The organism is Pseudomonas sp. RV120224-01b (genome assembly GCF_003208145.1).
GTDB classification, from domain to species: domain Bacteria; phylum Pseudomonadota; class Gammaproteobacteria; order Pseudomonadales; family Pseudomonadaceae; genus Aquipseudomonas; species Aquipseudomonas monteilii.
Genome location: NZ_QKMQ01000001.1, coordinates 185,955 through 208,600 on the forward strand (window position 1 = coordinate 185,955; position 22,646 = coordinate 208,600).

The 22,646-nt window shown below is 63.0% G+C and carries 15 protein-coding genes; 6 read left to right on the forward strand and 9 right to left on the reverse strand.

Features of this window, described 5'->3' with window-relative positions; all coding sequences use genetic code 11:
- Positions 1-3 precede the first annotated feature (3 nt).
- Positions 4-474: a MaoC family dehydratase gene (locus N436_RS00930; protein ID WP_051099445.1), complete on the reverse strand. Its 471-nt coding sequence runs from the start codon at positions 472-474 to the stop codon at positions 4-6.
- A gap of 34 nt (positions 475-508) precedes the next feature.
- Complete coding sequence (locus N436_RS00935; protein WP_110740205.1) at positions 509-1,453, reverse strand: alpha/beta hydrolase; 945 nt, start codon at positions 1,451-1,453, stop codon at positions 509-511.
- Positions 1,454-1,671: 218 nt separating this feature from the next.
- On the opposite strand from N436_RS00935, the gene fadD2 reads away from it, so the two are divergent.
- Positions 1,672-3,360, forward strand: coding sequence for a long-chain-fatty-acid--CoA ligase FadD2 (gene fadD2 / locus N436_RS00940; protein ID WP_110740206.1), 1,689 nt, complete (start codon positions 1,672-1,674; stop codon positions 3,358-3,360).
- A 294-nt stretch (positions 3,361-3,654) separates the two neighbouring features.
- The gene (gene fadD1 / locus N436_RS00945) at positions 3,655-5,352 is read left to right on the forward strand and encodes a long-chain-fatty-acid--CoA ligase FadD1 (protein WP_027609399.1); all 1,698 of its coding nucleotides are present in this window, start codon (positions 3,655-3,657) and stop codon (positions 5,350-5,352) included.
- Positions 5,353-5,417: 65 nt separating this feature from the next.
- Here fadD1 and N436_RS00950 read toward each other — a convergent pair whose 3' ends face one another.
- Both N436_RS00950 and N436_RS00955 read right to left on the reverse strand, forming a co-directional pair.
- A complete protein-coding gene (locus tag N436_RS00950; protein WP_105945402.1) occupies positions 5,418-6,725 on the reverse strand; it encodes an FAD-binding oxidoreductase in 1,308 nt (435 codons plus the stop codon).
- A gap of 24 nt (positions 6,726-6,749) precedes the next feature.
- Positions 6,750-8,114, reverse strand: coding sequence for a glutamine synthetase family protein (locus N436_RS00955; RefSeq protein WP_110740414.1), 1,365 nt, complete (start codon positions 8,112-8,114; stop codon positions 6,750-6,752).
- 572 nt (positions 8,115-8,686) lie between these two features.
- Here N436_RS00955 and hrpA point away from each other — a divergent pair.
- Positions 8,687-12,592: an ATP-dependent RNA helicase HrpA gene (gene hrpA / locus N436_RS00970; protein ID WP_110740209.1), complete on the forward strand. Its 3,906-nt coding sequence runs from the start codon at positions 8,687-8,689 to the stop codon at positions 12,590-12,592.
- A 174-nt stretch (positions 12,593-12,766) separates the two neighbouring features.
- Positions 12,767-13,888 (forward strand): beta-ketoacyl-ACP synthase III, encoded by a 1,122-nt coding sequence (locus tag N436_RS00975; RefSeq protein WP_019099150.1) that lies wholly within the window; start codon positions 12,767-12,769, stop codon positions 13,886-13,888.
- 138 nt (positions 13,889-14,026) lie between these two features.
- Here the strand turns inward: N436_RS00975 and N436_RS00980 are convergent, their stop codons facing one another.
- Positions 14,027-15,271, reverse strand: a complete 1,245-nt coding sequence (locus N436_RS00980) for a putative porin (RefSeq protein WP_016711900.1) — start codon at positions 15,269-15,271, stop codon at positions 14,027-14,029.
- 262 nt (positions 15,272-15,533) lie between these two features.
- On the opposite strand from N436_RS00980, the gene N436_RS00985 reads away from it, so the two are divergent.
- Positions 15,534-16,661 (forward strand): GNAT family N-acetyltransferase, encoded by a 1,128-nt coding sequence (locus N436_RS00985; protein WP_105945399.1) that lies wholly within the window; start codon positions 15,534-15,536, stop codon positions 16,659-16,661.
- Between the two features lie 40 nt (positions 16,662-16,701).
- Here N436_RS00985 and N436_RS00990 read toward each other — a convergent pair whose 3' ends face one another.
- From N436_RS00990 to N436_RS01010, 4 genes are all read right to left on the reverse strand, one after another.
- Positions 16,702-18,834 carry a TonB-dependent siderophore receptor gene (locus tag N436_RS00990; protein WP_110740210.1) on the reverse strand — a complete coding sequence of 711 codons (2,133 nt, stop codon included), beginning with the start codon at positions 18,832-18,834 and terminating at the stop codon, positions 16,702-16,704.
- 76 nt (positions 18,835-18,910) lie between these two features.
- Positions 18,911-19,291 (reverse strand): hypothetical protein, encoded by a 381-nt coding sequence (locus N436_RS00995; protein WP_060498703.1) that lies wholly within the window; start codon positions 19,289-19,291, stop codon positions 18,911-18,913.
- 116 nt (positions 19,292-19,407) lie between these two features.
- On the reverse strand, positions 19,408-20,577 hold the full coding sequence (locus N436_RS01000) for an MFS transporter (protein WP_105945397.1): 1,170 nt from the start codon (positions 20,575-20,577) through the stop codon (positions 19,408-19,410).
- 220 nt (positions 20,578-20,797) lie between these two features.
- The gene (locus tag N436_RS01010; protein ID WP_105945396.1) at positions 20,798-21,547 is read right to left on the reverse strand and encodes a 3-oxoacyl-ACP reductase family protein; all 750 of its coding nucleotides are present in this window, start codon (positions 21,545-21,547) and stop codon (positions 20,798-20,800) included.
- Positions 21,548-21,665: 118 nt separating this feature from the next.
- Here N436_RS01010 and N436_RS01015 point away from each other — a divergent pair, with 118 nt between their 5' ends.
- Positions 21,666-22,604 (forward strand): LysR family transcriptional regulator, encoded by a 939-nt coding sequence (locus N436_RS01015; RefSeq protein WP_104835357.1) that lies wholly within the window; start codon positions 21,666-21,668, stop codon positions 22,602-22,604.
- Positions 22,605-22,646 lie beyond the last annotated feature (42 nt).

Below are 22,646 nucleotides of genomic sequence, written 5' to 3' on the forward strand. Positions count from 1 at the left end.
TCTTCAGCTGGCCACAAAGTTCGGCGGCGACACCAGCTCGACAGTCTGCTGTTTGCGCGGTGCCAGAATTTCGGCCTCACCCTCGACCACCAGCTCATCGTTCTGGTTGTACACATTGGTGGCGATACGCACCTTGAACTTCGGCAGCTTCTCAAGAATTTCCAGGCGCACGGTCAGGGTGTCGCCAATTTTCACCGGCTTCTGGAAGCTCATTTTCTGGCCCAGGTAGATGGTGCCAGGGCCGGGCAGGGTGCAGGCCACTGCAGCACTGATCAATGCGCCGCTGAACATGCCATGGGCAATACGCTCGCGGAACATGCTCTTGGCGGCGAACTCGGCGTCCAGGTGCACCGGGTTGTGGTCGCCGGACATGGCGGCGAACAGCTGGATGTCGCGCTCTTCAACAGACTTCTTGTATTCGGCCTTCTGGCCGACTTCGAGGGCTTCGTAAGGCGTGTTGGTGACCTGGGACATCGGGGCTTCCTTAAGCGGTGGGCGAGGGCGGCTATCATTCACTGCGCACAGGGCGGCCAAGGGCCAGCGCCTGTTCAAGCCAGCCGAGAATATCGGCGGTGACCTCGTCACGGTTGGTTTCGTTGAGCACTTCGTGCCGCGCCTCAGGATAGACGCGCAGCTGTACATGTCGATTGCCGGTCGCGCGCAGGGCGTCGGCCAGATGAGTGAGACGCTTGCCGGCACTGACCGGATCACATTCACCACCGATCACCAGCATCGGCAGGTTCGGATCGATCTGCGCGAGGTTACTCGGCTGGCTGATCTGCGCCAAGCCTTGTAACAGGTCGAGCCACAGCTGGTTGCTGCAACGAAAGCCGCACAACGGGTCGTTGACGTACAGGTCGACTTCGGCCGGGTCGCGGCTGAGCCAGTCGAACGCCGTGCGGTTGGGCTTGAAAGCCTTGTTGAACGAGCCGAACGACAACCATTCGATCAGTGCACTTTTACCCAGCGGCCCCTGACGCCAGGCTTCCAGCCGGGCAATCTGCCGGGCCACGCGGTAAAGCGTCGCCGGCTGGTAGTTGGAGCCACTCAGGATGGCTCCGTGCAGGCTGGCACTGTGGTGCAGCAGGTAGGCCTGGGCGATGTAGCTGCCCATGCTGTGGCCGAACAGGAACAGCGGCGTGCACGGGTATTGCTGACCGATGTGCTGGGCCACCCGGCCGAGGTCGTTGACCACGGCATTCCAGCCATGATGGCGGGCGAACAGGCCGAGGCTGCCCTGTTCGGCAGTGCGCCCGTGACCGCGCTGGTCGGCCGCGAACAGGGCAAAGCCGGCCTCGCTCAAGGCCTGCCCCAGGCGTTGGTAGCGCCCGGCATGCTCGGCCATGCCATGGGCCAGCAGCACCACGGCTTTCACCGGTTTGGCCGGCAGCCATTGGTGCACATACAGGCTGCAGTGCTCGCTGGCGGGTAGCCAGAAGGCGTCGTGAGGCATGGCGGGTCCTTGTGCGCACAGGTACCCGAACAGTGTATGCACAACCGGCCGGATTGCAGGAAGGGCACAAATAAGATTCACAATGTTAATGGCGGCACTTGGCGTATATGCCACCTTGGACTTACCTGTTAACGTCGGATCAACGCCTTTTCGCCGGCTGGCGATCAGGTAATGGACTAAAGGACGCAGTGCAGGTCCAGGCAGAGGAACAATAATAAATGCAAGCCGACTTCTGGAATGACAAGCGCCCGGCGGGCGTGCCTTCCACCATCGACATCAATGCCTACGCCTCGGTCGTCGAGGTGTTCGAGCGCTCTTGCAAGCGCTTTGCCGACCGCCCGGCGTTCAGCAACCTGGGCGTGACCCTCACCTACGCCGAGCTGGAGCGCCATTCAGCCGCCTTCGCCGGCTGGTTGCAGCAGCACACCGACCTCAAACCGGGTGACCGCATCGCAGTGCAGATGCCCAACGTGCTGCAGTATCCCATCGCCGTCTTCGGTGCCATGCGCGCCGGCCTGATCGTGGTCAACACCAACCCGCTGTACACCGAGCGCGAAATGCGCCACCAGTTCAAGGACAGCGGCGCGCGCGCACTGGTGTACCTGAACATGTTTGGCAAGCGTGTGCAGGAGGTGTTGCCCGATACCGGCATCGAATACCTGATCGAGGCGAAGATGGGCGACCTGCTGCCCACCGCCAAAGGCTGGCTGATCAACACCGTGGTCGACAAAGTGAAGAAGATGGTGCCGGCCTATCACTTGCCCCAGGCGGTATCGTTCAAACAGGTGCTGCGCCAAGGGCGCGAGCTGTCACCCAAACCGGTGCCGCTGAGCCTGGACGACATCGCCGTGCTGCAATACACCGGCGGTACTACCGGCTTGGCCAAAGGCGCGATGCTCACCCACGGCAACCTGGTGGCCAACATGCTGCAGGTGCTGGCCTGCTTCTCGCAGCATGGCCCCGACGGGCAGAAGCTGCTCAAGGACGGGCAGGAGGTGATGATCGCGCCGCTGCCGCTGTACCACATCTATGCCTTTACCGCGAACTGCATGTGCATGATGGTCACCGGTAACCACAACGTGCTGATCACCAACCCACGGGATATCCCGGGCTTCATCAAGGAGCTGGGCAAGTGGCGTTTCTCCGCACTGCTGGGGCTGAATACCTTGTTCGTTGCGCTGATGGATCACCCGGGGTTCCGTCAGCTGGACTTCTCGGCGCTGAAGGTCACCAACTCCGGCGGCACGGCGCTGGTCAAGGCCACCGCCGAACGCTGGGAAGACCTGACCGGCTGCCGCATCGTCGAAGGCTACGGCCTGACTGAAACTTCGCCGGTGGCGAGCACCAACCCCTATGGCAAGCTTGCCCGGCTGGGCACGGTGGGCATCCCGGTGGCGGGTACCGCGTTCAAGGTGATCGACGATGACGGCAACGAGATGCCGCTGGGCGAGCGGGGCGAGTTGTGCATCAAGGGCCCGCAAGTGATGAAGGGCTACTGGCAGCAGCCCGACGCCACGGCCCAGGCCCTGGATGCGGACGGCTGGTTCAAGACCGGCGATATTGCGGTGATCGACCCGGACGGTTTTACCCGCATTGTCGACCGCAAGAAGGACATGATCATCGTCTCGGGCTTCAACGTTTACCCCAACGAGATCGAGGATGTGGTGATGGGCCACCCCAAGGTCGCCAACTGTGCAGCCATCGGTGTGCCGGACGAGCGTTCCGGCGAGGCGGTGAAGCTGTTCGTGGTGCCGCGTGAGGGGGGGCTGAGCGTGGATGAGCTCAAGGCCTACTGCAAGGCCAACTTTACCGGCTACAAGGTGCCCAAGCACATCGTGCTGCGCGAGTCGTTACCGATGACGCCGGTGGGCAAGATCTTGCGGCGGGAGCTGCGCGACATAGCTTGATACCGGAGGCTTCTTCGCGGGCTTGCCCGCGAAGGCCTTTAAACGGCTCTAACAGGCTTGTTACAGCCTGATCTGCGACATTTTGGTTAAAAACTCTAAAAATGACTTGTATTGTTCATTGAGTCATTTTTGTGACTGTAAGGCCTGTTTTGGCCTCTAGGCGACCCCAGGCAAAGCTGTTACTCTCGGCCCGCTTTCAGACGATCCGGTTTGCAACGAACCGCCGTCTCATATCAATAATAAGCGCATCGACGCGCCAATCGAACTTCGCTGTTGCTGAAGGAGTGGGCTTCCATGATCGAACATTTTTGGAAGGATAAGTACCCAGCCGGGATTACGGCGGAAATCAATCCTGACGAATTCCCCAATATCCAGGCAGTACTCAAGCAATCCTGCCAACGCTTTGCCGACAAACCGGCCTTTAGCAACCTGGGCAAGACTATCACTTATGGCGAGTTGTATGCGCTGTCGGGGGCGTTTGCGGCCTGGCTGCAGCAGCATACCGACCTCAAGCCGGGTGACCGCATTGCCGTGCAACTGCCCAATGTCCTGCAATACCCGGTCGCGGTATTCGGTGCCATGCGTGCCGGGCTGATCGTGGTCAACACCAACCCGCTGTACACCGTGCGGGAGATGGAACACCAGTTCAACGACTCCGGCGCCAAGGCCCTGGTGTGTCTGGCCAACATGGCTCACCTGGCTGAAAAGGTGGTGCCCAAGACCCAGGTCAAGCACGTTATCGTCACCGAAGTGGCCGACCTGCTGCCGCCGCTCAAGCGCTTGCTGATCAACAGCGTGATCAAGTACGTGAAGAAGATGGTACCGGCCTACAACCTGCCGCGTGCCATACGCTTCAACGACGCGTTGGCATTGGGCAAGGGCCAGCCGGTAACCGAGGCCAACCCGCAGGCCAACGACGTGGCGGTGCTGCAGTACACCGGCGGCACCACGGGCGTGGCGAAGGGGGCGATGCTGACCCACCGCAACCTGGTGGCCAACATGCTGCAGTGCCGGGCGCTGATGGGCTCCAACCTGCACGAAGGCTGCGAAATCCTGATCACGCCGCTGCCGCTGTACCACATCTATGCCTTTACCTTCCATTGCATGGCGATGATGCTGATCGGCAACCACAACGTGCTGATCAGCAACCCGCGTGACCTGCCGGCCATGGTCAAGGAACTGGGCAAGTGGAAGTTCAGCGGCTTTGTCGGCCTCAACACCCTGTTCGTTGCCCTGTGCAACAACGAGGCGTTCCGCGCCCTGGACTTTTCGGCGCTGAAAATCACCCTGTCTGGCGGCATGGCCTTGCAACTGAGCGTGGCCGAACGCTGGAAGGCCGTTACCGGCTGCGCCATTTGCGAAGGCTACGGCATGACCGAAACCAGCCCGGTGGCGGCGGTGAACCCGGCAGAGGCCAACCAGGTGGGTACCATCGGTATTCCGGTGCCTTCGACCCTGTGCAAGATCATCGACGACGCCGGCAACGAGCTGCCGTTGGGCGAAGTGGGCGAGCTGTGCGTCAAGGGCCCGCAGGTGATGAAGGGCTACTGGCAGCGCGAAGACGCCACCGCCGAAATCCTCGACAGCGAAGGCTGGCTGAAAACCGGTGACATCGCCCTGATCCAGGCGGACGGCTACATGCGCATTGTCGACCGCAAGAAGGACATGATCCTGGTCTCGGGCTTCAACGTGTACCCCAACGAACTGGAAGATGTGCTGGCGGCCTTGCCGGGCGTGTTGCAGTGCGCTGCCATTGGCGTGCCGGACGAGAAGTCGGGTGAAGTGATCAAGGTGTTTATCGTGGTCAAGCCGGGCATGACCCTGACTAAGGAGCAGGTGATGGAGCACATGCGTGCCAACGTTACCGGCTACAAGGTACCGCGCCAGATCGAGTTCCGTGATTCGTTGCCAACTACCAACGTGGGCAAGATCCTGCGTCGCGAGTTGCGTGATGAAGAGCTGAAGAAGCAGGGCCTGAAGAAGATCGCCTGATCTTCTGAGTCTATGCTGGCCTTACTGGCCTCTTCGCGGTTAAACCCGCGAAGAGGCCAGTGAAATCAGCGCAGCTTTTCAAGCATCTGGTAGTACCACATCCCCGCCGCCAGCAGCGGGTTCCCCAGCAAGTCCCCCATCGGCACCCGCACATGCTTGCACTGCGCGAAGGTGTCGAACTTCTCCAGCGTCCCGGTCAACGCCTCGGCCATGATCTCGCCCATGATGTGGCTGGTGGCAATGCCATGCCCCGAGTAACCCTGGCAATACCACACGTTGTCCGACAGCTTGCCCAACTGCGGTATGCGGTTGACCACGATGCCCATGGCACAGCTCCACTGGAACTCGATCGGCACGCCCTTGAGCGCCGGGAAGGTGCGTTCGATGCACGGGCGCAGTTCGCCTTCGATATCGCGTGAGTCCTTGCCCGAGTAATTGGCGCCGCCACCAAACAGCAGGCGTTTGTCGGCGGTCAGGCGGTAGTAGTCGAGCACGAAGCGGCAGTCGTATACCGCCAGGTCCTGCGGGTTGATCTGCTCGGCCAGCTCACCCAGCGGCGCGGTGGTGACGATGCCGCCCATGGCCGGGAAGATCTTACCCTTGAGCTGGCGCTTTTCCAGCTTGTGATACACATCGCCGGCCAGCATTACCTGGCGCGCTTCGACCCGGCCATGGGCAGTGACCACTGCCGGGCGCGGGCCGTGAACGATGTCCAGCACCTCGGAATTCTCGAAGATCAGTGCACCCAGGCTGTGGGCTGCACGGGCTTCACCCAGGCACAGGTTGAGCGGGTGCAGGTGCAGGTTGCGCAGGTTTTTCAGTGCGCCCAGGTACAGCGGGCTTTGCAGGTGCTCCGCCACTGCCGCACGGTCCAGCAATTGCACCTGCTCGCCCATGCCACGGCGGCGGGCCTCGGCCTCGAAGGCGCGCAGTTCGTCCATGTGCGAAGGTTTCATTGCCGCATGCAGGTGGCCGCGCTTGAGGTCGCAATCGATGCCATAGCGCGCCACGCGCTGCTCGATCACCTGGTGACCGCGCCAGCGCAGGTGCCAGATGAAGTCGTCGACTTCGCCACCCAGGTGGTTGCGCATCTGCGAGCGCATGGCCTCATCACCCGACAGGCTGCCGGTGACCTGGCCGCCATTGCGCCCGCTGGCGCCCCAGCCGATGCGGTTGGTTTCGACGATGGCCACTTTCAGGCCACGCTCGGCCAGCTCCACCGCCGTGGCCACGCCGGTAAAGCCGCCGCCGATGATGGCCACATCCACCTGCACCGTGCCCTTGAGCTGCGGGTACTCGGTGTGGTCGTTGAGGGAGGCGGTGTAATAGGACGGCGCACGCTGCGCCGGGCCTTTGTTCAATGCTGCGTTCATGGGTGTTCCTTGTTAGGTAGGGGCTCAGGCCTGGTGCAGGTACCAGCGCCAGTCCTGCTCGCTGACTTCGGCCATGAACTGGCGGTACTCGGCACGCTTTACCTTCAGGTACACGCCAAGGAAGTCGTCGCCCAAGGCTTCGCGAGCCCAATGGGAATGCTGCAGGGCATCGAGGGCGGTCAGCCAGTCGGTGGGCAGGTGCTCGGTGGCTTGGGCATAGCCGTTGCCTTCCACCGGTGCGCCTGGGTCCAGCTGTTCGCGGATGCCGCGATGGCTGGCGGCGAGGATCGCTGCGGCAGCCAGGTAAGGGTTGGCGTCGGCGCCGCAAATGCGGTGCTCTACATGCCGGCTGTTGGCCGGGCCGCCGGGCACGCGCAGGCTCACGGTGCGGTTGTCCACGCCCCAGGTCGGCGCCAGCGGCGCATAGCTGTTGGCCTGGAAGCGGCGGAACGAGTTGGCATTGGGGCAAAACAGCAGCAGCGAGTCGCGCAGGTGGCGCAGCATGCCCGCCACGGCCTGGCGCAGCAGCGGGGTGCCGGCCTTCTCTTCACTGGCGAACAGGTTGTTGCCCGTGCTGCCGGCCAGGCTCAGGTGCATGTGCATGCCGGTGCCGGCCAGGTTGGCAAACGGCTTGGCCATGAAGCAGGCCTGCATGCCGTGGGCGTGGGCCACGCCCTTGACCAGGCGCTTGTAGCGCACGGCCTGGTCCATTGCCTGCAGGGCGTCGCCGTGTTCGAGGGTAATTTCCACCTGGCCGGGGGCGTACTCGGAAATCGCAGTGCGCGCCGGGATGCCCTGCGCCTTGCAGGCGGCGTACAGGTCGGCGAGGAACGGTTCGATCTGTTCCAGTTCACGCAGGCCATAGACCTGGGTGCTGCGCGGGCGGCCGCCATCATTGTCCAGCGCCGGTTGCGGGCGGCCCTGGGCGTCACGCTTCTGGTCGAGCAGGTAGAACTCCAGTTCGCAGGCCATCACCGGGTGGTAGCCGTCGGCTTTCAGCGCTTCGATGGTGCGTAGCAGCACATGGCGCGGGTCGGCGATGCTGGCTGGCAGGCCTTCGCTCGGGTGCATGCTGACCTGTACCGCGGCGGTCGGCACCCGGCGCCAGGGCAGGCGCACCAGGCTGCCTTCGAGTGGGTAGGCGCGGCAGTCGATGTCGCCCACGTCCCACACCAGGCCCGAGTTTTCCACGTCGTCGCCGTTCAGGGTCAGGCCAAGGATAGTGCTGGGCAGCGGCCGGCCGGTCTGGTACACGGCCAACAGTTCATCACGGTGCAGCAGCTTGCCGCGTGGTACGCCGTTGGCGTCGAGGATGAACAGCTCGAACAACTCGATATCGGGGTTGTCAGCCAGGAAACGGGTAGCCTGCTCTACAGGTGCAAAGTGCATGATGAATTCGCTCACAAGCGCACAGGACATTCGCGCAAAAAGCGCGGTCCGGTTGAGTCAAACGGCCAGACGATGGCCGGGTTTGGTCACAAAGGCGTGAGCGAGCAGTCCGGTGGGCGCGCGTGGCGGCAGTGCCACAGTGCCCAGAAGGCGAGGATGATGTGCACCAGCGGATTTTCCCCGGCACGGCTCCGGGCCTTCGGTAGCGAAGGGCGGGAAGACGGTGGGGCGATGGGCTGGGCGGGAGTCATGCTTTTGATACTCACATGCGGCGTAAGGTTGATTAAAGCAGTGAATGGCAACCTTTACATCGCGGTTGGCTAAACATTATCCGGAAGGCAACTCGTTCAATGTGGGAGCGGCCTTGTGTCGCGAAAGGGCCGCAAAGCGGCCCCAGGTTATTAGCTTCAGTGCAGAGATTGCTGGGGCCGCTGCGCGGCCCTTTCGCGACACAAGGCCGCTCCCACAGGGATTGTGCAAGCAGCAGAGAATCGGCAAATCTGCGACAATCGCCCAACTTTCCGAATGCCGATCATGAAAAAGCAGGCTCACCTGCATCACTAAAAAGCCCCATGACTGACCACGCCATCGACAAACTGCTGCAAAACCTCGACCACGCCATGATTGCCGACCGCCATCGTCTGCGTCGGCAACTGCACGAACTGCGCAAGCGCCCCGACGAGGCGAAGCTTTCGCAGTGGGTGGAAAAGGTCCAGGCCTCCTGCGCCCAGGTCACTGCACGTCAGCAGAGCGTGCCGACCGTGCGCTACGACGACAACCTGCCGATCGCCGCCAAGCGTGACGAAATCAAGAAGGCCCTGGCCGAAAACCAGGTGCTGGTGATCGCCGGCGAAACCGGTTCGGGCAAGACCACCCAGCTGCCGAAGATTTGCCTGGAACTGGGCCGTGGCAGCCATGGCCTGATCGCCCACACCCAGCCACGCCGGATCGCCGCGCGCAGCGTGGCAGCGCGGGTTGCCGAAGAACTGGGCACTCCGCTGGGCGGGCTGGTCGGTTACCAGGTACGTTTCGAAGACCAGAGCGATGCCAATACCTTGGTCAAACTGATGACCGATGGCATCCTGCTGGCCGAAACCCAGCACGACCGCTTTCTTGAGCGCTACGACACGATCATCGTCGACGAAGCCCACGAACGCAGCCTGAACATCGACTTCCTGCTCGGCTACCTGAAGACACTGCTGCATCGCCGGCCGGACCTGAAACTGATCATCACGTCGGCCACCATCGACCTGGAACGCTTTTCCAAACACTTCGATGGCGCGCCGATCATCGAGGTGTCCGGGCGTACTTTCCCGGTGGAAACCTGGTACCGCCCGCTCACCAGCGAGCAGGACGAGGAAGGCAACCAGATCGAGGACGACCTCACCGTCGACCAGGCTATCCTCGCCACCCTGGATGAGCTGGCGCACCACGAACGCAGCGAAGGCAAAGGCCCGGGCGATGTGCTGATCTTCCTGCCCGGCGAGCGGGAAATCCGCGATGCCGCTGAAATCCTGCGCAAGGCGCAGTTGCGCCACACCGAGATTTTGCCGCTGTACGCACGCCTGTCGCCGGCCGAGCAACAGCGCATCTTCCAGCCGCACACCGGGCGCCGTGTGGTGCTGGCCACCAACGTGGCCGAAACCTCGCTGACCGTGCCGGGCATCCGCTACGTGATCGACACCGGCACCGCACGCATCAGCCGCTACAGCTACCGCGCCAAAGTGCAGCGCCTGCCCATCGAAGCTGTGTCCCAAGCCAGCGCCAACCAGCGTAAAGGCCGTTGCGGCCGGGTCGAGCCGGGCATTTGCGTACGCCTGTACAGCGAAGAGGACTTCAACAGCCGGCCGGCGTTTACCGACCCGGAGATTCTGCGCACCAACCTGGCGGCGGTGATCCTGCAGATGTTGCACCTGCGCCTGGGCGCGATCGATGCGTTCCCGTTCATCGAGCCGCCGGATGGCAAGGCCATCAGCGATGGCTTCAACCTGTTGCAGGAACTGTCGGCGGTCAACCGCGAAAACCAGCTGACGCCGATTGGCCGCCAACTGGCGCGCCTGCCCATCGACCCGCGGCTGGGCCGCATGCTGCTCGAAGGCGCCCGACTGGGCAGCCTGCAGGAAGTGCTGATCGTTACCAGCGCACTGTCGGTGCAGGACCCGCGCGAGCGCCCGCCAGAGCGTCAGCAGGCGGCTGATCAGGCCCATGCACAATGGAAGGACGTAGACTCCGACTTCGCCGCGCTGGTCAACCTGTGGCGCGGTTTTGAAGAGCAACGCCAGGCGCTGACGGCCAACCCGCTGCGCAACTGGTGCCGCAAGAATTTCCTGAACTACTTGCGCCTGCGTGAGTGGCGCGATGCCCACCGCCAGCTGGCGCTGATCTGCCGTGACCTGCAGTTGACGGTGAACAAGGAACCGTCCGACTACCAGAAGATGCACAAGGCCATCCTCAGCGGCCTGCTCAGCCAGATCGGCCAGAAGACCGAAGAGGGCGACTACCAGGGGGCGCGTCAACGGCGTTTCTGGGTGCACCCGTCTTCGGGCCTGGGGCGCAAGCGACCGCAGTGGGTCATGGCCGCCGAACTGGTCGAGACCACCAAGCTGTATGCGCGCATGGTCGCCAAGATCGAGCCGGACTGGATCGAGCCGCTGGCCGGCCACCTGGTCAAGAAAAACCACTTCGAACCGCACTGGGAGAAGAAGCGCGGGCAGGTGGTGGCTTATGAGCAGATCACCCTGTACGGCCTGATCCTGGTCGGCCGCCGCCCGGTACACTTTGGCCCGATCGACCCGGTCACTTCGCGTGAGCTGTTCATCCGCGAGGGCCTGGTGGGAGGCGAAATACAGTCGAGGGCCAAGTGCCTGGCGGCCAACAAACGCCTGCTCGAAGAACTCGACGAGCTGGAGGCCAAGGCCCGCCGGCGCGACATCCTGGCTGACGAGGAAACGCTGTACGCCTTCTACGAAGCGCGCCTGCCGGCGGAAATCCACCAGACCGCGACCTTCGACAGCTGGTACCGCATGGGCAGCCAGAAGGACGCCAACCTGCTGATCATGCGTGAGGAAGACGTGCTGGCCCGCGAGGCTAGCGAAGTCACTGCCGCGCAGTACCCCGACAGCATGCAGGTCGGCGAGCTACGCCTGCCGCTGAGCTACCACTTCGAACCCGGCCACCCGCGTGACGGCGTGACCGTGCGGGTGCCGGCACCGTTGCTGCCAAGCCTGCCCGGCGAGCGCCTGGAATGGCTGGTGCCAGGCCTGCTGGAAGCCAAGTGCGTGGCGCTGATACGCAACCTGCCCAAGGCCCTGCGCAAGAACTTCGTGCCGGTGCCGGACTTCGTCAAGGCTTCGCTGGCGCGCATGACTTTTGGTCAGGGCGCACTGCCGCGGGCCTTGGGTCAGGAGTTGCTGCGCATGACGGGTGCGCGGGTGTCCGACGAGGCCTGGGACGAGTCGGTCCAGCTGGTCGAGGGCCACCTGCGCATGAACATCGAAGTGGTCGACGGCCAGGGCAAGTTCCTTGGCGAAGGCCGCGACCTGGCCGAGCTGACCGCGCGCTTTGCTGCTGCCAGCCAGGCTGCCCTGGCGGTGCCGCGCACTGAAAAGAGCGAGCAGCCGGTGCAGGCCAAGGCTTTCAGCGAAGTGAAGCAGACTGCCCAGCAGAAGATTGCCGGCCTGTCGATGACCGTGTACCCGGCGTTGGTGGAAGAGGGCGGTAGCGTGCGCGAAGGGCGCTTCTCGACCCAGGCCGAAGCCGAGTTCCAGCACCGCCGCGCCCTGCAGCGCCTGTTGTTGCAGCAACTGGCCGAGCCGGCCAAGTACCTGCGCGGCAAGCTGCCGGGCCTGACCGAGCTTGGCCTGCTGTACCGTGAAATGGGCCGGGTCGAGGCACTGGTCGAAGACATCCTGCTGGCCAGCCTGGACAGCTGCATCCTTGAAGGCGAACAGCCGTTGCCGCGTGATGGTGCGGCCTTGGCCGGGCTGGCTGAGCGCAAGCGCGGCAGCTGGGCCGAACATGCCGAGCGGCTGGCGCGCCAGACGCTGGAGGTGCTGAAGCTGTGGCATGGGCTGCAGAAGCGCTTCAAGGGCAAGATCGACCTGAGCCAGGCGGTGGCGCTGAACGACATCAAGCAACAGTTGGGCAACCTCGTGTACCCGGGCTTTGTGCGTGAAACGCCCGGGGTTTGGTTCAAGGAGCTGCCGCGTTACCTCAAGGCGGTGGAACTGCGCCTGGAGAAGCTGGGTTCGCAGGTGCAGAAGGACCGGGTATGGAGCGGTGAGCTGGCCAATTTGTGGGCACAGTACAAGGCCCGTGCCGACAAGCATGCCCAGGAAGGCAAGCGCGATGAGCAACTGACGTTGTACCGCTGGTGGCTGGAGGAATACCGGGTGTCGCTGTTTGCCCAGCAGTTGGGCACAAAGGTGCCGATTTCCGACAAAAGATTGAGCAAACAGTGGAGCCAGGTGGAAGGCTAACCTGCCCGATTTGTGGCAAACTTCAGGGAGTTTGGGGCCGCGTTGCGGCCCTTCGCGGGCGAACCCGCTCCCACAGGGGGCACGTACGCCCCTGAATTGGTACTAAAGTGCCACTAAATTGTCATATTCCCAGCCAGCGCCCTGTGGCGATGGCCTTTGACCAGAGGAACGACCGTGCATAATGTCGTGATCAGCGGCACCGGCCTGTACACCCCGGCCCAGAGCATTTCCAACGAAGAACTGGTGGCTTCCTTCAACGCCTGGTCGCAGCAGTTCAACCAGGACAACGCCGCTGCCATCGAGCGCGGTGAAGTTGAAGCAGCGCCGCTGTCCGATGCGGCCTTTATCGAAAAGGCCTCGGGCATCAAGAGCCGCTTCGTGATGGACAAGGCTGGCATCCTCGACCCGCAGCGCATGAAACCACGCCTGCCCGAGCGTTCCAACGACGAGCCCTCGGTGCTCTGCGAAATGGCCGTGGCCGCTGCCCGCCAGGCCCTGGAGCGCGCCGGCCGCACGGCTGCCGATGTCGATGGCGTGATCGTCGCCTGCTCCAACCTGCAGCGCCCGTACCCGGCCATCGCCATCGAAGTGCAACAGGCGCTGGGCATCCAGGGCTTTGCCTTCGACATGAACGTGGCCTGCTCGTCGGCCACCTTCGGCATCCAGACTGCCGCCAACAGCGTGGCCCTGGGCCAGGCGCGTGCGGTGCTGATGGTCAACCCGGAAGTGTGCACCGGGCACCTGAACTTCCGTGACCGCGACAGCCATTTCATTTTCGGTGATGCCGCCACCGCGGTGTTGCTTGAGCGTGCCGACAAGGCCACCTCGGCGCACCAGTTCGACATCGTCAGCACCAAGCTGTGGACCGAGTTCTCCAACAACATCCGCAACAACTTCGGCTTCCTCAACCGGGCAGCGGAAGAGGGCGAGGGCGCCGCAGACAAGCTGTTCATCCAGGAAGGCCGCAAGGTGTTCCGTGAGGTGTGCCCGAAGGTGGCCGAGCTGATCGGTGAGCACCTGCAGGAAAATGGCCTGCAACCGAGCGATGTGAAGCGCTTCTGGCTGCACCAGGCCAACCTCAGCATGAACCACCTGATCGTCAAGAAGCTGCTGGGGCGTGAAGTGGCCGAGGAAGATGCACCGGTGATTCTGGACCGTTACGCCAACACCAGTTCGGCGGGGTCGGTGATTGCCTTCCACCTGTATCAGGATGACCTGGCCAAGGGGTCGTTGGGCGTATTGAGCTCGTTTGGTGCGGGGTATTCGATTGGTAGCGTGATTCTGCGCAAGCGCTGATCCTCAGTCAGCCTGTACCGGCCTCTTTGCGGGTTTACCTGCGAAGAGGCCGGTACAGGCTGACAGGCAAAAAAAAAGCGGGAAACGCCGGATGGGGTCGGCATTTCCCGCTTCAGGTGAAGCAGAGGAGGGTGGTGCTTAGAACTTGGCTTCCAGGTCCACCTGCAGCGTGTCTACATCAGCATCGCTGTTCGGCAGGTTGGAGTAGTCGGTCTTGGCCATCATGTAGGCCGCGCCCAGGGCGAAGTTCTTGTCGATTTCGTAACCCACCTTGAACTTGTGGCCACGGGAACCGGTAAAGCCGTTACCGAAGTCGGAGTCGGTGAACAGGCTGACAACACCGTTACGCTGTACGTCGCGGTAGTTGTAGTCCAGGCTCCAGGCGCCGATCTTGCTCTTCAAACCAGCCAGCCAGGCCTTGTCCTTGCCATCGGTGCTTTCGGTGTTCTTGACGAACTGGCCGTAAGCCGACAGTGGAATGGCGAAACCGGTGAAATCGACCTGACCGAAGCCTTCAACCAGGTTGAACTCGTCGGTGGTGTTGCCCAGCGAGCGCAGAGCAGCCGAGGCCTTGTCGTTGTCGTAGCCGTATACGCTGCCGCCAACGGTAACCTTGACGGTGTCAGCCGCGTTGAACTTGGTACCCAGCTGGGCCGCGTACAGTTGCGCGTCGTGCTTGAACTGCACGCCGTCGCCGTCGACGTTGTCCTTCAGGTTGTAGTGGCCGATGCTGCCGAACACTTCGGCCGGGCCGAGGTTGGTCTTGTAGGTAGCTGCCACGCCTTCCGGGTTGATGTCGCTGTCCCAGATGATGTCGCCCATGCTCACCCATGGCTGCATCATCTTGCCGCCAATCAGGTGCAGGTTAGGCACGGCAGTCGGGTGCCAGTCGAGGTAGGCCAGGTCGACCCACAGCGATTTCTTCTCGAAGTAGTTGTCCAGGCTCTGGTTGGTCGAACGGGCATCGGCGCTGCTGCCGGTGGCCACACGCACGCCAGCGTCAACCTGCGGGTTGATCTCGCTGTAGAAGCCGACACGGGCACGCACGCGCTCACGGTCCTGGTTGCCGCTGCGGGAGATCGGGTTGTCAACGTTGACGTCTTCGTAACGCAGGCGCACATCACCCTTGATCTGGGTCTTGGCGGCCCATGCCACTTTCTGTTCGAAGTTGCTCATCCGTTCAGATTGAGCTTTCTGGTCGGCCCTTTCCTTGGTTTCTTTTGCCAGGTCGCCCTGCAGTTCGTTGTACTGCGCCTGGTTGATCGAGCCGTTGGCGCGGAGCATTTCGAGCAGCTTGGCGTCGACAGCAGCACTGGCCGGGGCGCTCAGAGCCAGCATCATGCCGGTGAGGCTCACTCCGGTAAGTGTAGAAACAAGACGCATAAGGTTCTCCCTACTGAAAAAAATGGGGGAGGCTCAAGCGCCTGCCCCTGCGTTGGCATGTCTTCGGAAAGGGCCTGACTAGACAGGTTCTGAGGTTCCGGAAAACAGGCGCAAGTATTGCGGGGGCCAATGACAGATTAATGTCTAATTAGTGGCACTGCGGTTAAGTAATTGAGAATAAAAGGATCAGCCCGGCGTTCGTCATTTGAGTGCCGGGCCTTCCTTGAGGATACTGAAGGCCTTCACACAGCGAGCCGAAACCGTGACCAGCCTGTACAGCCTTGCCCATTTGCGTGATCTTCCGGCGGCCACCTGGGACGCCCTGGTGCCAGCAGGCCAACCGTTCCTGCGCCATGCCTTCCTCAGTGCGATGGAGGACAGCGGCAGCGTGCAGCGCAGCACGGGATGGGCTGCCGAGCACCTGGTGCTGGAGCGTGACGGGCAGGTGAGGGCGTTGTTGCCGGCTTACCGCAAGTGGCATTCGTTTGGCGAGTACGTTTTCGACCATGGCTGGGCCGATGCCTGTGAACGGGCAGGTATTGCCTACTACCCCAAGCTGCTGGGGGCAGTACCGTTCAGCCCGGTCAGCGGCCCACGCCTGTTGGCGGCGGACCCTGCCGACGGTTTGATGATGCTGCAGGCCCTGCCCGAGTACCTTGGCAAGGGCGGGTTATCCGGTGCGCACATCAACTTCACCGACCCGGCACTGGACACACAGCTGGCAGGCCTGCCGGGCTGGATGGAGCGCCTTGGTTGTCAGTTCCATTGGCGCAACCGGGGCTACAGGGACTTTCAGGACTTTCTCGACAGCCTGAGTTCGCGCAAGCGCAAGCAGATGCGCAAGGAGCGTGAGCAGGTGGCCGGGCAGGGCATTGATTTTCGCTGGTACCGTGGCGATGAGCTGGACGAGGCGCAGTGGGATTTCGTCTTCCTGTGCTACGCCAACACCTATGCGGTGCGCCGCCGTGCCCCCTACCTGACCCGCGCATTTTTCAGCCTGCTGGCCGAGCGCATGCCCGAGGCTGTGCGGGTGGTGATGGCGCGTCAGGGTGGGCGCGATGTGGCGATGGCGCTGAGCCTGGTGGGGGGCGACAGCCTGTTTGGTCGTTACTGGGGCTGCCTGGATGAATTCGACCGGTTGCATTTCGAGACGTGTTTCTACCAGGGCATGGACTTTGCCATTGCCGAGGGCTACCAGCGTTTCGATGCCGGGGCGCAGGGGGAGCACAAGCTGATACGCGGGTTCGAGCCGGTGTTGACGCGGTCGTGGCATTACCTGCTGCACCCCGGGTTGCGGCGGGCGGTGGAGGATTTCCTGGCGCAGGAGCGGGAAGGGGTAAGGGGGTATGCCGAGGAGGCACGGGGGATGTTGCCCTTCCGCCAGGAATGATGCCTTCGGTGATGCAGGTTGGCTTTGGTGCGCTTCTAATCTAGAAGCTGACCGAAGCCGACAGCCGAGCCGTACGTGGCGCCCCCTGGAACAGGTAGTTATCCCCCAGGTAATCCCCTACATCACGCCAGTAGCGTTTGTCGAACACGTTATCAACGGTCAGCCGTAGCACCGTGTCATACCCGGCAATACGCGTCCGGTAGCGGCTGCCAAGATCGAGTACCGCATAGCCGCCAACCTCCACGTTCCCCGCCTGGCTCGCAGACTTGCTGGCGCTGTAGCGCGCCCCGCCCAGCAACGCCAGGCCTGGCACCGGTAGTGTGTATTCTGCCTGCAGCGCTGCCCGGAACCTGGGCACGTTGATCGCCTGATGGCCTTCATAGGCCTCGGTGCCGCTGTTTTGCACCCGCGCCCGAATGGCCGCAGCGCTGGCTTGCACCTGCAGGTTGTGGGTCACCCAGCCGCTGGCGCCCAGTTCCAGGCCAGTGTTTTTCTGCTGGCCTTGCTGCACATAGGTGAAGTTACCGGCGCCGTCCGGGCGTGCGTACTGGTAGGCCTGGCGGATCTGGAACAGCGCGGCGCTGAAGCTCACACCTTGCCAATCGTGCTTCAGGCCCAGTTCCAGTTGGTGGGAGGTAGTGGGCGCGAGGATTTCGAATTTGTTTTCAGCGAACCACGGTGCGGTACCGCCTGCGGACAGACCCTTGGAGTAGCTGGCATATACCGTGGTATCTGGCTGCGGTTTGTATATAAGCGCTGCGTTAGGCAGCAACTCGTACTGCCGGGTGTGGCGGCCAGTTGCGCCGTCTTCATTCCAGGTTTTCTCGTCCAGGCGTACTTCACGTGCACCCAGCACGGTCTGCCATTGCTCGTTGAAGCTGATTCGGTCGCTGAAAAACAGCCCATACTGGCGGCTGTCCAGGCGACGCTCGCTTGACCTGATGGACTTATCGGATGGATCAAAAGCCGGTGCACCGGTATACAGGTTGCCTGTACCGACCCATTCCATATAGCTGGGTCGCTGATCCAGCGTACGCCGTTGCGCACTGGTCCCCACGGTCAGCTCATGACCCACGCCCAACGCATCGAACCGCCCATTGAGCATGGCCTGCGCCTCATCGGTGCGGCGGGTGTCGTCGGGGCTGCGGAAGTCGTAGATGTCGTAGTCGCCATTGCTGCCGAAAAATGCGCCTTCGCTCGAACCCCAGGCGAACGAACTGTAGTCGTCGATCACCACCTTGCTGCGCGAGGCACTCAAGGTGCCGGTCCAGGCCTCGTTGAAGCGATACTCGAAGCGCCCGCCCAGGTTCAGCGAGTCGTTCTGCACCGGTTTGGCCCAATCCTGGTAGGCCAGGCGGTCATCCGGGTCGATGCCGTGGGGCACTTCGGTGCCGCCCAGTAATTGGTAACCCGGCACCGAGCGCTGTTCGCGGTGCTGGTATTCGGCATCCAGTTGCAGGGTGGCATCCGGGTTGATCTGCCAGTCGAACGCCAGCGAGGCGAAGTCGCGCTTGCCGTCAGCGTGGTCGACGTAGGCGCGGATGTCTTCATGGGCCAGGTTGGCGCGCAGGCCAAACTGTTTTTCGCTGCCGAACCAGCCGCCCAGGTCAGTGGCCAGGTAGCGTTCGCCTTGCTCATTGGTCGATACCGTGACGCTGCGCACGTCTTCGGCACGCTTGGTCACGTAGTTGACCAAGCCGCCGGGCTCCGACACGCCGCTCTGCAGCCCTGACAGGCCCTTGAGCAACTCCACCTGCTGCTTGTTCTCCAGGGCCACGTTCTGCTCACCGGCGATGGTCTGGCCATTGATGCGGTAGCTGCTGGCGGCATTCAGCTCGAAGCCGCGCACATTGAAATTTTCGTAGTAGCCGATGGGGGCATAGCTGTCGCCAACCGAGGCGTCACTTTGCAGCACTTCGCTGAGCTTGCGCACCTGGCGGTCTTCCAGCAGTTGCTGGGTGAATACGCTGACCGAGGCGGGCGTATCGAGCAAGGGCGCGGGCTGCAAGCCACCCACTGCGGCCTGGCGTGCCTGGTAGCCATCGTTGGCATAGGTGTCGGACACCTGCAGCGGCGCCAGCACCACGCTGTCTTCGGCAAGCACATGGGGGCAATGCAGGGCCAGGCCCAGGCTGAGCAGGCTCAGGGGCAGGCGGGGGTGACGCGGTGGCATGCGGGGGCTCCGACCATGAAAAAGGTGGCATCTTAACAGCCGCCTTCTGCATAAAACGATCCGGGCCCCGCGATATTCAGTCCTGGTTGGCGGGCCGCTTGTGCTGCCGCCAGCTGTCATCGATCTTTGACCAGGTTTTGCCGTCGGTTATCGCCATGAGCTTGCGCCCATCCTTGAAGGTGGCCAGGAAGGTGGCTTCTTCCTCCTTGCCACCCAGCCACAGCCCGGCCAGCAACCCTACCGGGCCCGCCACCAGAGCGCCGGCCACACCCCAGCCCAGGGCGCTGCCCAGGCTGCGGCTTGATTCCAGGCTGGCCAGCCTGAGGTCGCTGATGCGCGCGAGTGAAATCCGCTCGCCCGGGGAGGGGCTGCGCGGGGTCTTGAGTGTGAGCGATCCGTTGCGATACTCGCCTTCACCTTGCAAGAAATCGCCGGATTGCACCGTGAGTCTTGTCATAAAGTCGTCCTGTCAGGGAAAGGGCATTGACCAGCGCCTACTGAGCGCTGCCCGGGCAGGCAAGTCAACGCCAATACGACGGAGGGTAGTGCGGTGCGATGTCGCCCCTGTGTCAATCAAGCGGCCTTTCGATTGGCCAGTCCCCACGCCAGCAGCGCCAGCCCGCCTATCACCAGGCCTGCTACCACAATGCCCATCCAGCCCTGGTGCTGGAACAACTGTGTGCCCAGCAGCGACCCCAGCGCCCCGCCAATGAAGTAGCAGGTGATGTACCCGGCATTCAGCCGCGTGCGTGCCTCGGGCCGCAGGGCAATCACTGCGTTCTGGTTGCTCACGTGCACCAGTTGCACTGCCAGGTCGAGCATCAACACGCCCAGTAGCAAGGCCAGCAGCGACTGCTGGGCAAACCCCAGCGGCACCCACGACAGCAGCAATACGACCAGGCCCACAGTGGTACCCAGCGAGCCTTTGCCACGGTCGGCCAGCCGCCCGGCCCAGTTGGCCGACAGCGCACCCGCCGCACCAGCCAGACCGAACAGGCCGATCACGGCATCCGAATAGTGGTAGGGGCCTTGTGCGAGCAGAAACGCCAGCGGTGTCCAGAACAGTGCGAACAGGCTGAACGCCAGCAGCCCAAGCAGTGAGCGCAGGCGCAGCACGGGCTCTTCGAAGAACAGGCGGAACACCGAAGCGATCAGCGCCGGGTACTTCAGCCCGGCATGGCTGTGGTGCTGTGGCAAGCTGCGGTACAGGGCCAGGGCGGTAATCGCCATCAGCACGGCGGCCAGCACATAGATGCTACGCCAGCCGCCCAGTTCGGCCATGAAGCCGGCTGCGGTGCGCGCCAGCAGGATGCCCAGCAGCAGGCCGCTCATCAGCGTGCCGACCGCACGGCCGCGCTGATGTGGCTCGCTCAGGGTCGCGGCCATGGGGACCAGGATCTGCGCCACCACCGAGAACAGCCCGGTCAGCGCCGTGCCCAGAATCAGCCAGGGAAGGCTCGGCGCACAGGCGCTGATGACAAGGCCCAGCGTGGAAATAGCGGTCATTACGGTGATCAGCCGGCGCTGCTCGAACAGGTCACCCAGCGGCGCGAGCAACAACAGGCCGGCGCCATAACTGAGCTGTGCGGCAATGACGATGCTACCGGCGCTGGCAGTGCTCAGGCCGAACTGCTGGGCGATGCTGTGCAGCAGCGGTTGGGCGTAGTAATTGCTGGCCACGGCCAGGCCGGTGGCGGTGGCCATCAGCAGGATCAGGGCGCGGCTGAGAGTGGGGGAGGTCATGCGTGGCTCGCGGCGGGCAGAGGAAAAGGGGGATTATCGGGAAGTGTCGGGCATGACATCAATCTATTGTGCGGTGTAGAGGGGCGCAGATAGGTTGAACCTGTGCCGGCCTCTTCGCGGGCTTGCCCGCTCCCACAGGGATATCACTGCCCTCAAGCCTTGTGATTTCCCTGTGGGAGCGGGCAAGCCCGCGAAGGGGCCGGCACAGGCGACCTTTCAATCAGGCAGCAAACCCACCATCCACAGTCAAACTGGCCCCGGTGATGTACCCCGCCTCCGGCCCCGCCAGGTAAGCCACAAAGCTGGCAATCTCATCCGCCTCGCCATAGCGCCCAATCGCCATCAGCGGGATCAGGCTCTCGGCAAACTCGCCGCTGGCCGGGTTCATGTCGGTGTCCACCGGCCCTGGCTGCACGTTGTTCACGGTAATGCCTTGCGGCCCCAGGTCGCGGGCCATGCCGCGGGTCAGGCCAACCAGCGCCGACTTGCTCATGGCATAGGGTGCGCCACCGGCAAACGGCATGCGTTCGGCGTTGGTGCTACCGATGTTGATGATGCGCCCGCCCTGGCCCATGTAGCGTGCGGCGGCCTGGCTGGCGACGAACACGCTGCGTACATTCACCGCCAGCATGCGGTCGAAGTCGGCCAGGTCGAATTCGGCTACCGGTGCCACCGCCAGCACGCCGGCATTGTTGACCAGGATATCCAGCCGGCCGAAGGCCTTCACGGCGTCATCCACCGCCAGCTGCACGGCTGCTGCATCGGCACTGTCGGCCCGCAGGGCCAGGGCCTTGCCGCCGTTTTCGATAATTTCCTGGGCCAGTGCTTCTGCCGGGCCGGCAGAGCTGACATAGGTAAAGGCCACGTGTGCGCCCTCGCGGGCCAGGCGCCGCACGATGGCCGCACCAATGCCACGGGAACCGCCCTGTACCAGGGCCACTTTGCCTTCGAGTGTAAGTTGCTTGGACATGCTGATCTCCTGCTGGAAGCCAGGCCGGAATGCCTTGGATGGGCGCAGTATCGGCGCTCGATTACCTGCTGATAAGATGGCAATCACTATCAGCAGAGTAAACCTTTGGTTGCCAATCATGGCCATGGAATCGTTCAACGCGTTGGAGTGCTTCATCCGCAGTGCCGAGGTCGGCAGCTTTGCCGAGGCTGCCAGGCGCCTGAGCATTACCCCGGCCGCTGTGGGCAAGCATGTGGCCCAGCTGGAGGCGCGCCTGGGGGTGCGGTTGTTCCAGCGTAGTACCCGCAAGCTGACTTTGACCGAAGCGGGGCAGCGTTTTCTCGGTGAGGTCAGTGACAGCTTCCGCACTATCCAGTACGCCGTGGCCAACCTGGCCAGCGCCGAAGGCCAGCCGGCCGGGCTGTTGCGGGTAAGTATGGGTACGGTGTTCGGGCGCTTGTACGTGTTGCCGTTGCTGAGTGAGTTTTTGCGCCGTTACCCGGCCATTACCCCGGACTGGCATTTCGACAACCGCCAGGTCGACTTGATTGGCCAAGGGTTCGATGCGGCGATCGGCGGTGGTTTTGAACTGCCGCCGGGGGTGGTGGCGCGCAAGCTGACGCCTGCGCACCGGGTGTTGGTGGCGGCGCCGGTGTATCTTGAACGGCATGCGCCGATTGCAGACCCAGAGGTGCTGCAGCGGCACGACGGCATCCTGATCCGCTCACCGCAGACCGGGCGGGTGCGTTCGTGGCCGTTGACCAGCCGCTGGCAGGCGCAACAGCCGTTGCAACTGCGCCAGGCGATGACCATGAGCGATTCGGATGCGGCGTGCGCGGTGGCCGAGCAGGGGCTGGGGATTGCCCTGGTGAGCCTGCCGTTTGCCGTGCCCTACCTGCAGGGTGGGCGGCTGCGGCGGGTGTTGCCGGACTGGTATGTGGACGACGGGCATATCAGCCTGTATTTCGCCGAGCACAAGTTGTTGCCGGGGAAGACCCGGGCGTTCATCGATTTTGTGGTGGAGAAGTTTGCCGAGCAGGGGTTGGCGGGGCGGTTTGATGCCTTGCAAGACCATTAGATTTGTATTGCCCATACTGGCCCTATCGCCGGCAAGCCAGCT

Excerpts from the sequence above, each read along its gene's own strand:
- N436_RS00990 (WP_110740210.1), bottom strand. The coding sequence starts at position 18,834 with ATGCCACCGCGTCACCCCCGCCTGCCCCTGAGCCTGCTCAGCCTGGGC.
- N436_RS00995 (WP_060498703.1), bottom strand. The coding sequence starts at position 19,291 with ATGACAAGACTCACGGTGCAATCCGGCGATTTCTTGCAAGGTGAAGGC.
- N436_RS01000 (WP_105945397.1), bottom strand. The coding sequence starts at position 20,577 with ATGACCTCCCCCACTCTCAGCCGCGCCCTGATCCTGCTGATGGCCACC.
- N436_RS01010 (WP_105945396.1), bottom strand. The coding sequence starts at position 21,547 with ATGTCCAAGCAACTTACACTCGAAGGCAAAGTGGCCCTGGTACAGGGC.
- N436_RS00930 (WP_051099445.1), bottom strand. The coding sequence starts at position 474 with ATGTCCCAGGTCACCAACACGCCTTACGAAGCCCTCGAAGTCGGCCAG.
- hrpA (WP_110740209.1), top strand. The coding sequence starts at position 8,687 with ATGACTGACCACGCCATCGACAAACTGCTGCAAAACCTCGACCACGCC.
- fadD1 (WP_027609399.1), top strand. The coding sequence starts at position 3,655 with ATGATCGAACATTTTTGGAAGGATAAGTACCCAGCCGGGATTACGGCG.
- N436_RS00935 (WP_110740205.1), bottom strand. The coding sequence starts at position 1,453 with ATGCCTCACGACGCCTTCTGGCTACCCGCCAGCGAGCACTGCAGCCTG.
- N436_RS01015 (WP_104835357.1), top strand. The coding sequence starts at position 21,666 with ATGGCCATGGAATCGTTCAACGCGTTGGAGTGCTTCATCCGCAGTGCC.
- N436_RS00955 (WP_110740414.1), bottom strand. The coding sequence starts at position 8,114 with ATGCACTTTGCACCTGTAGAGCAGGCTACCCGTTTCCTGGCTGACAAC.
- N436_RS00980 (WP_016711900.1), bottom strand. The coding sequence starts at position 15,271 with ATGCGTCTTGTTTCTACACTTACCGGAGTGAGCCTCACCGGCATGATG.
- fadD2 (WP_110740206.1), top strand. The coding sequence starts at position 1,672 with ATGCAAGCCGACTTCTGGAATGACAAGCGCCCGGCGGGCGTGCCTTCC.
- N436_RS00950 (WP_105945402.1), bottom strand. The coding sequence starts at position 6,725 with ATGAACGCAGCATTGAACAAAGGCCCGGCGCAGCGTGCGCCGTCCTAT.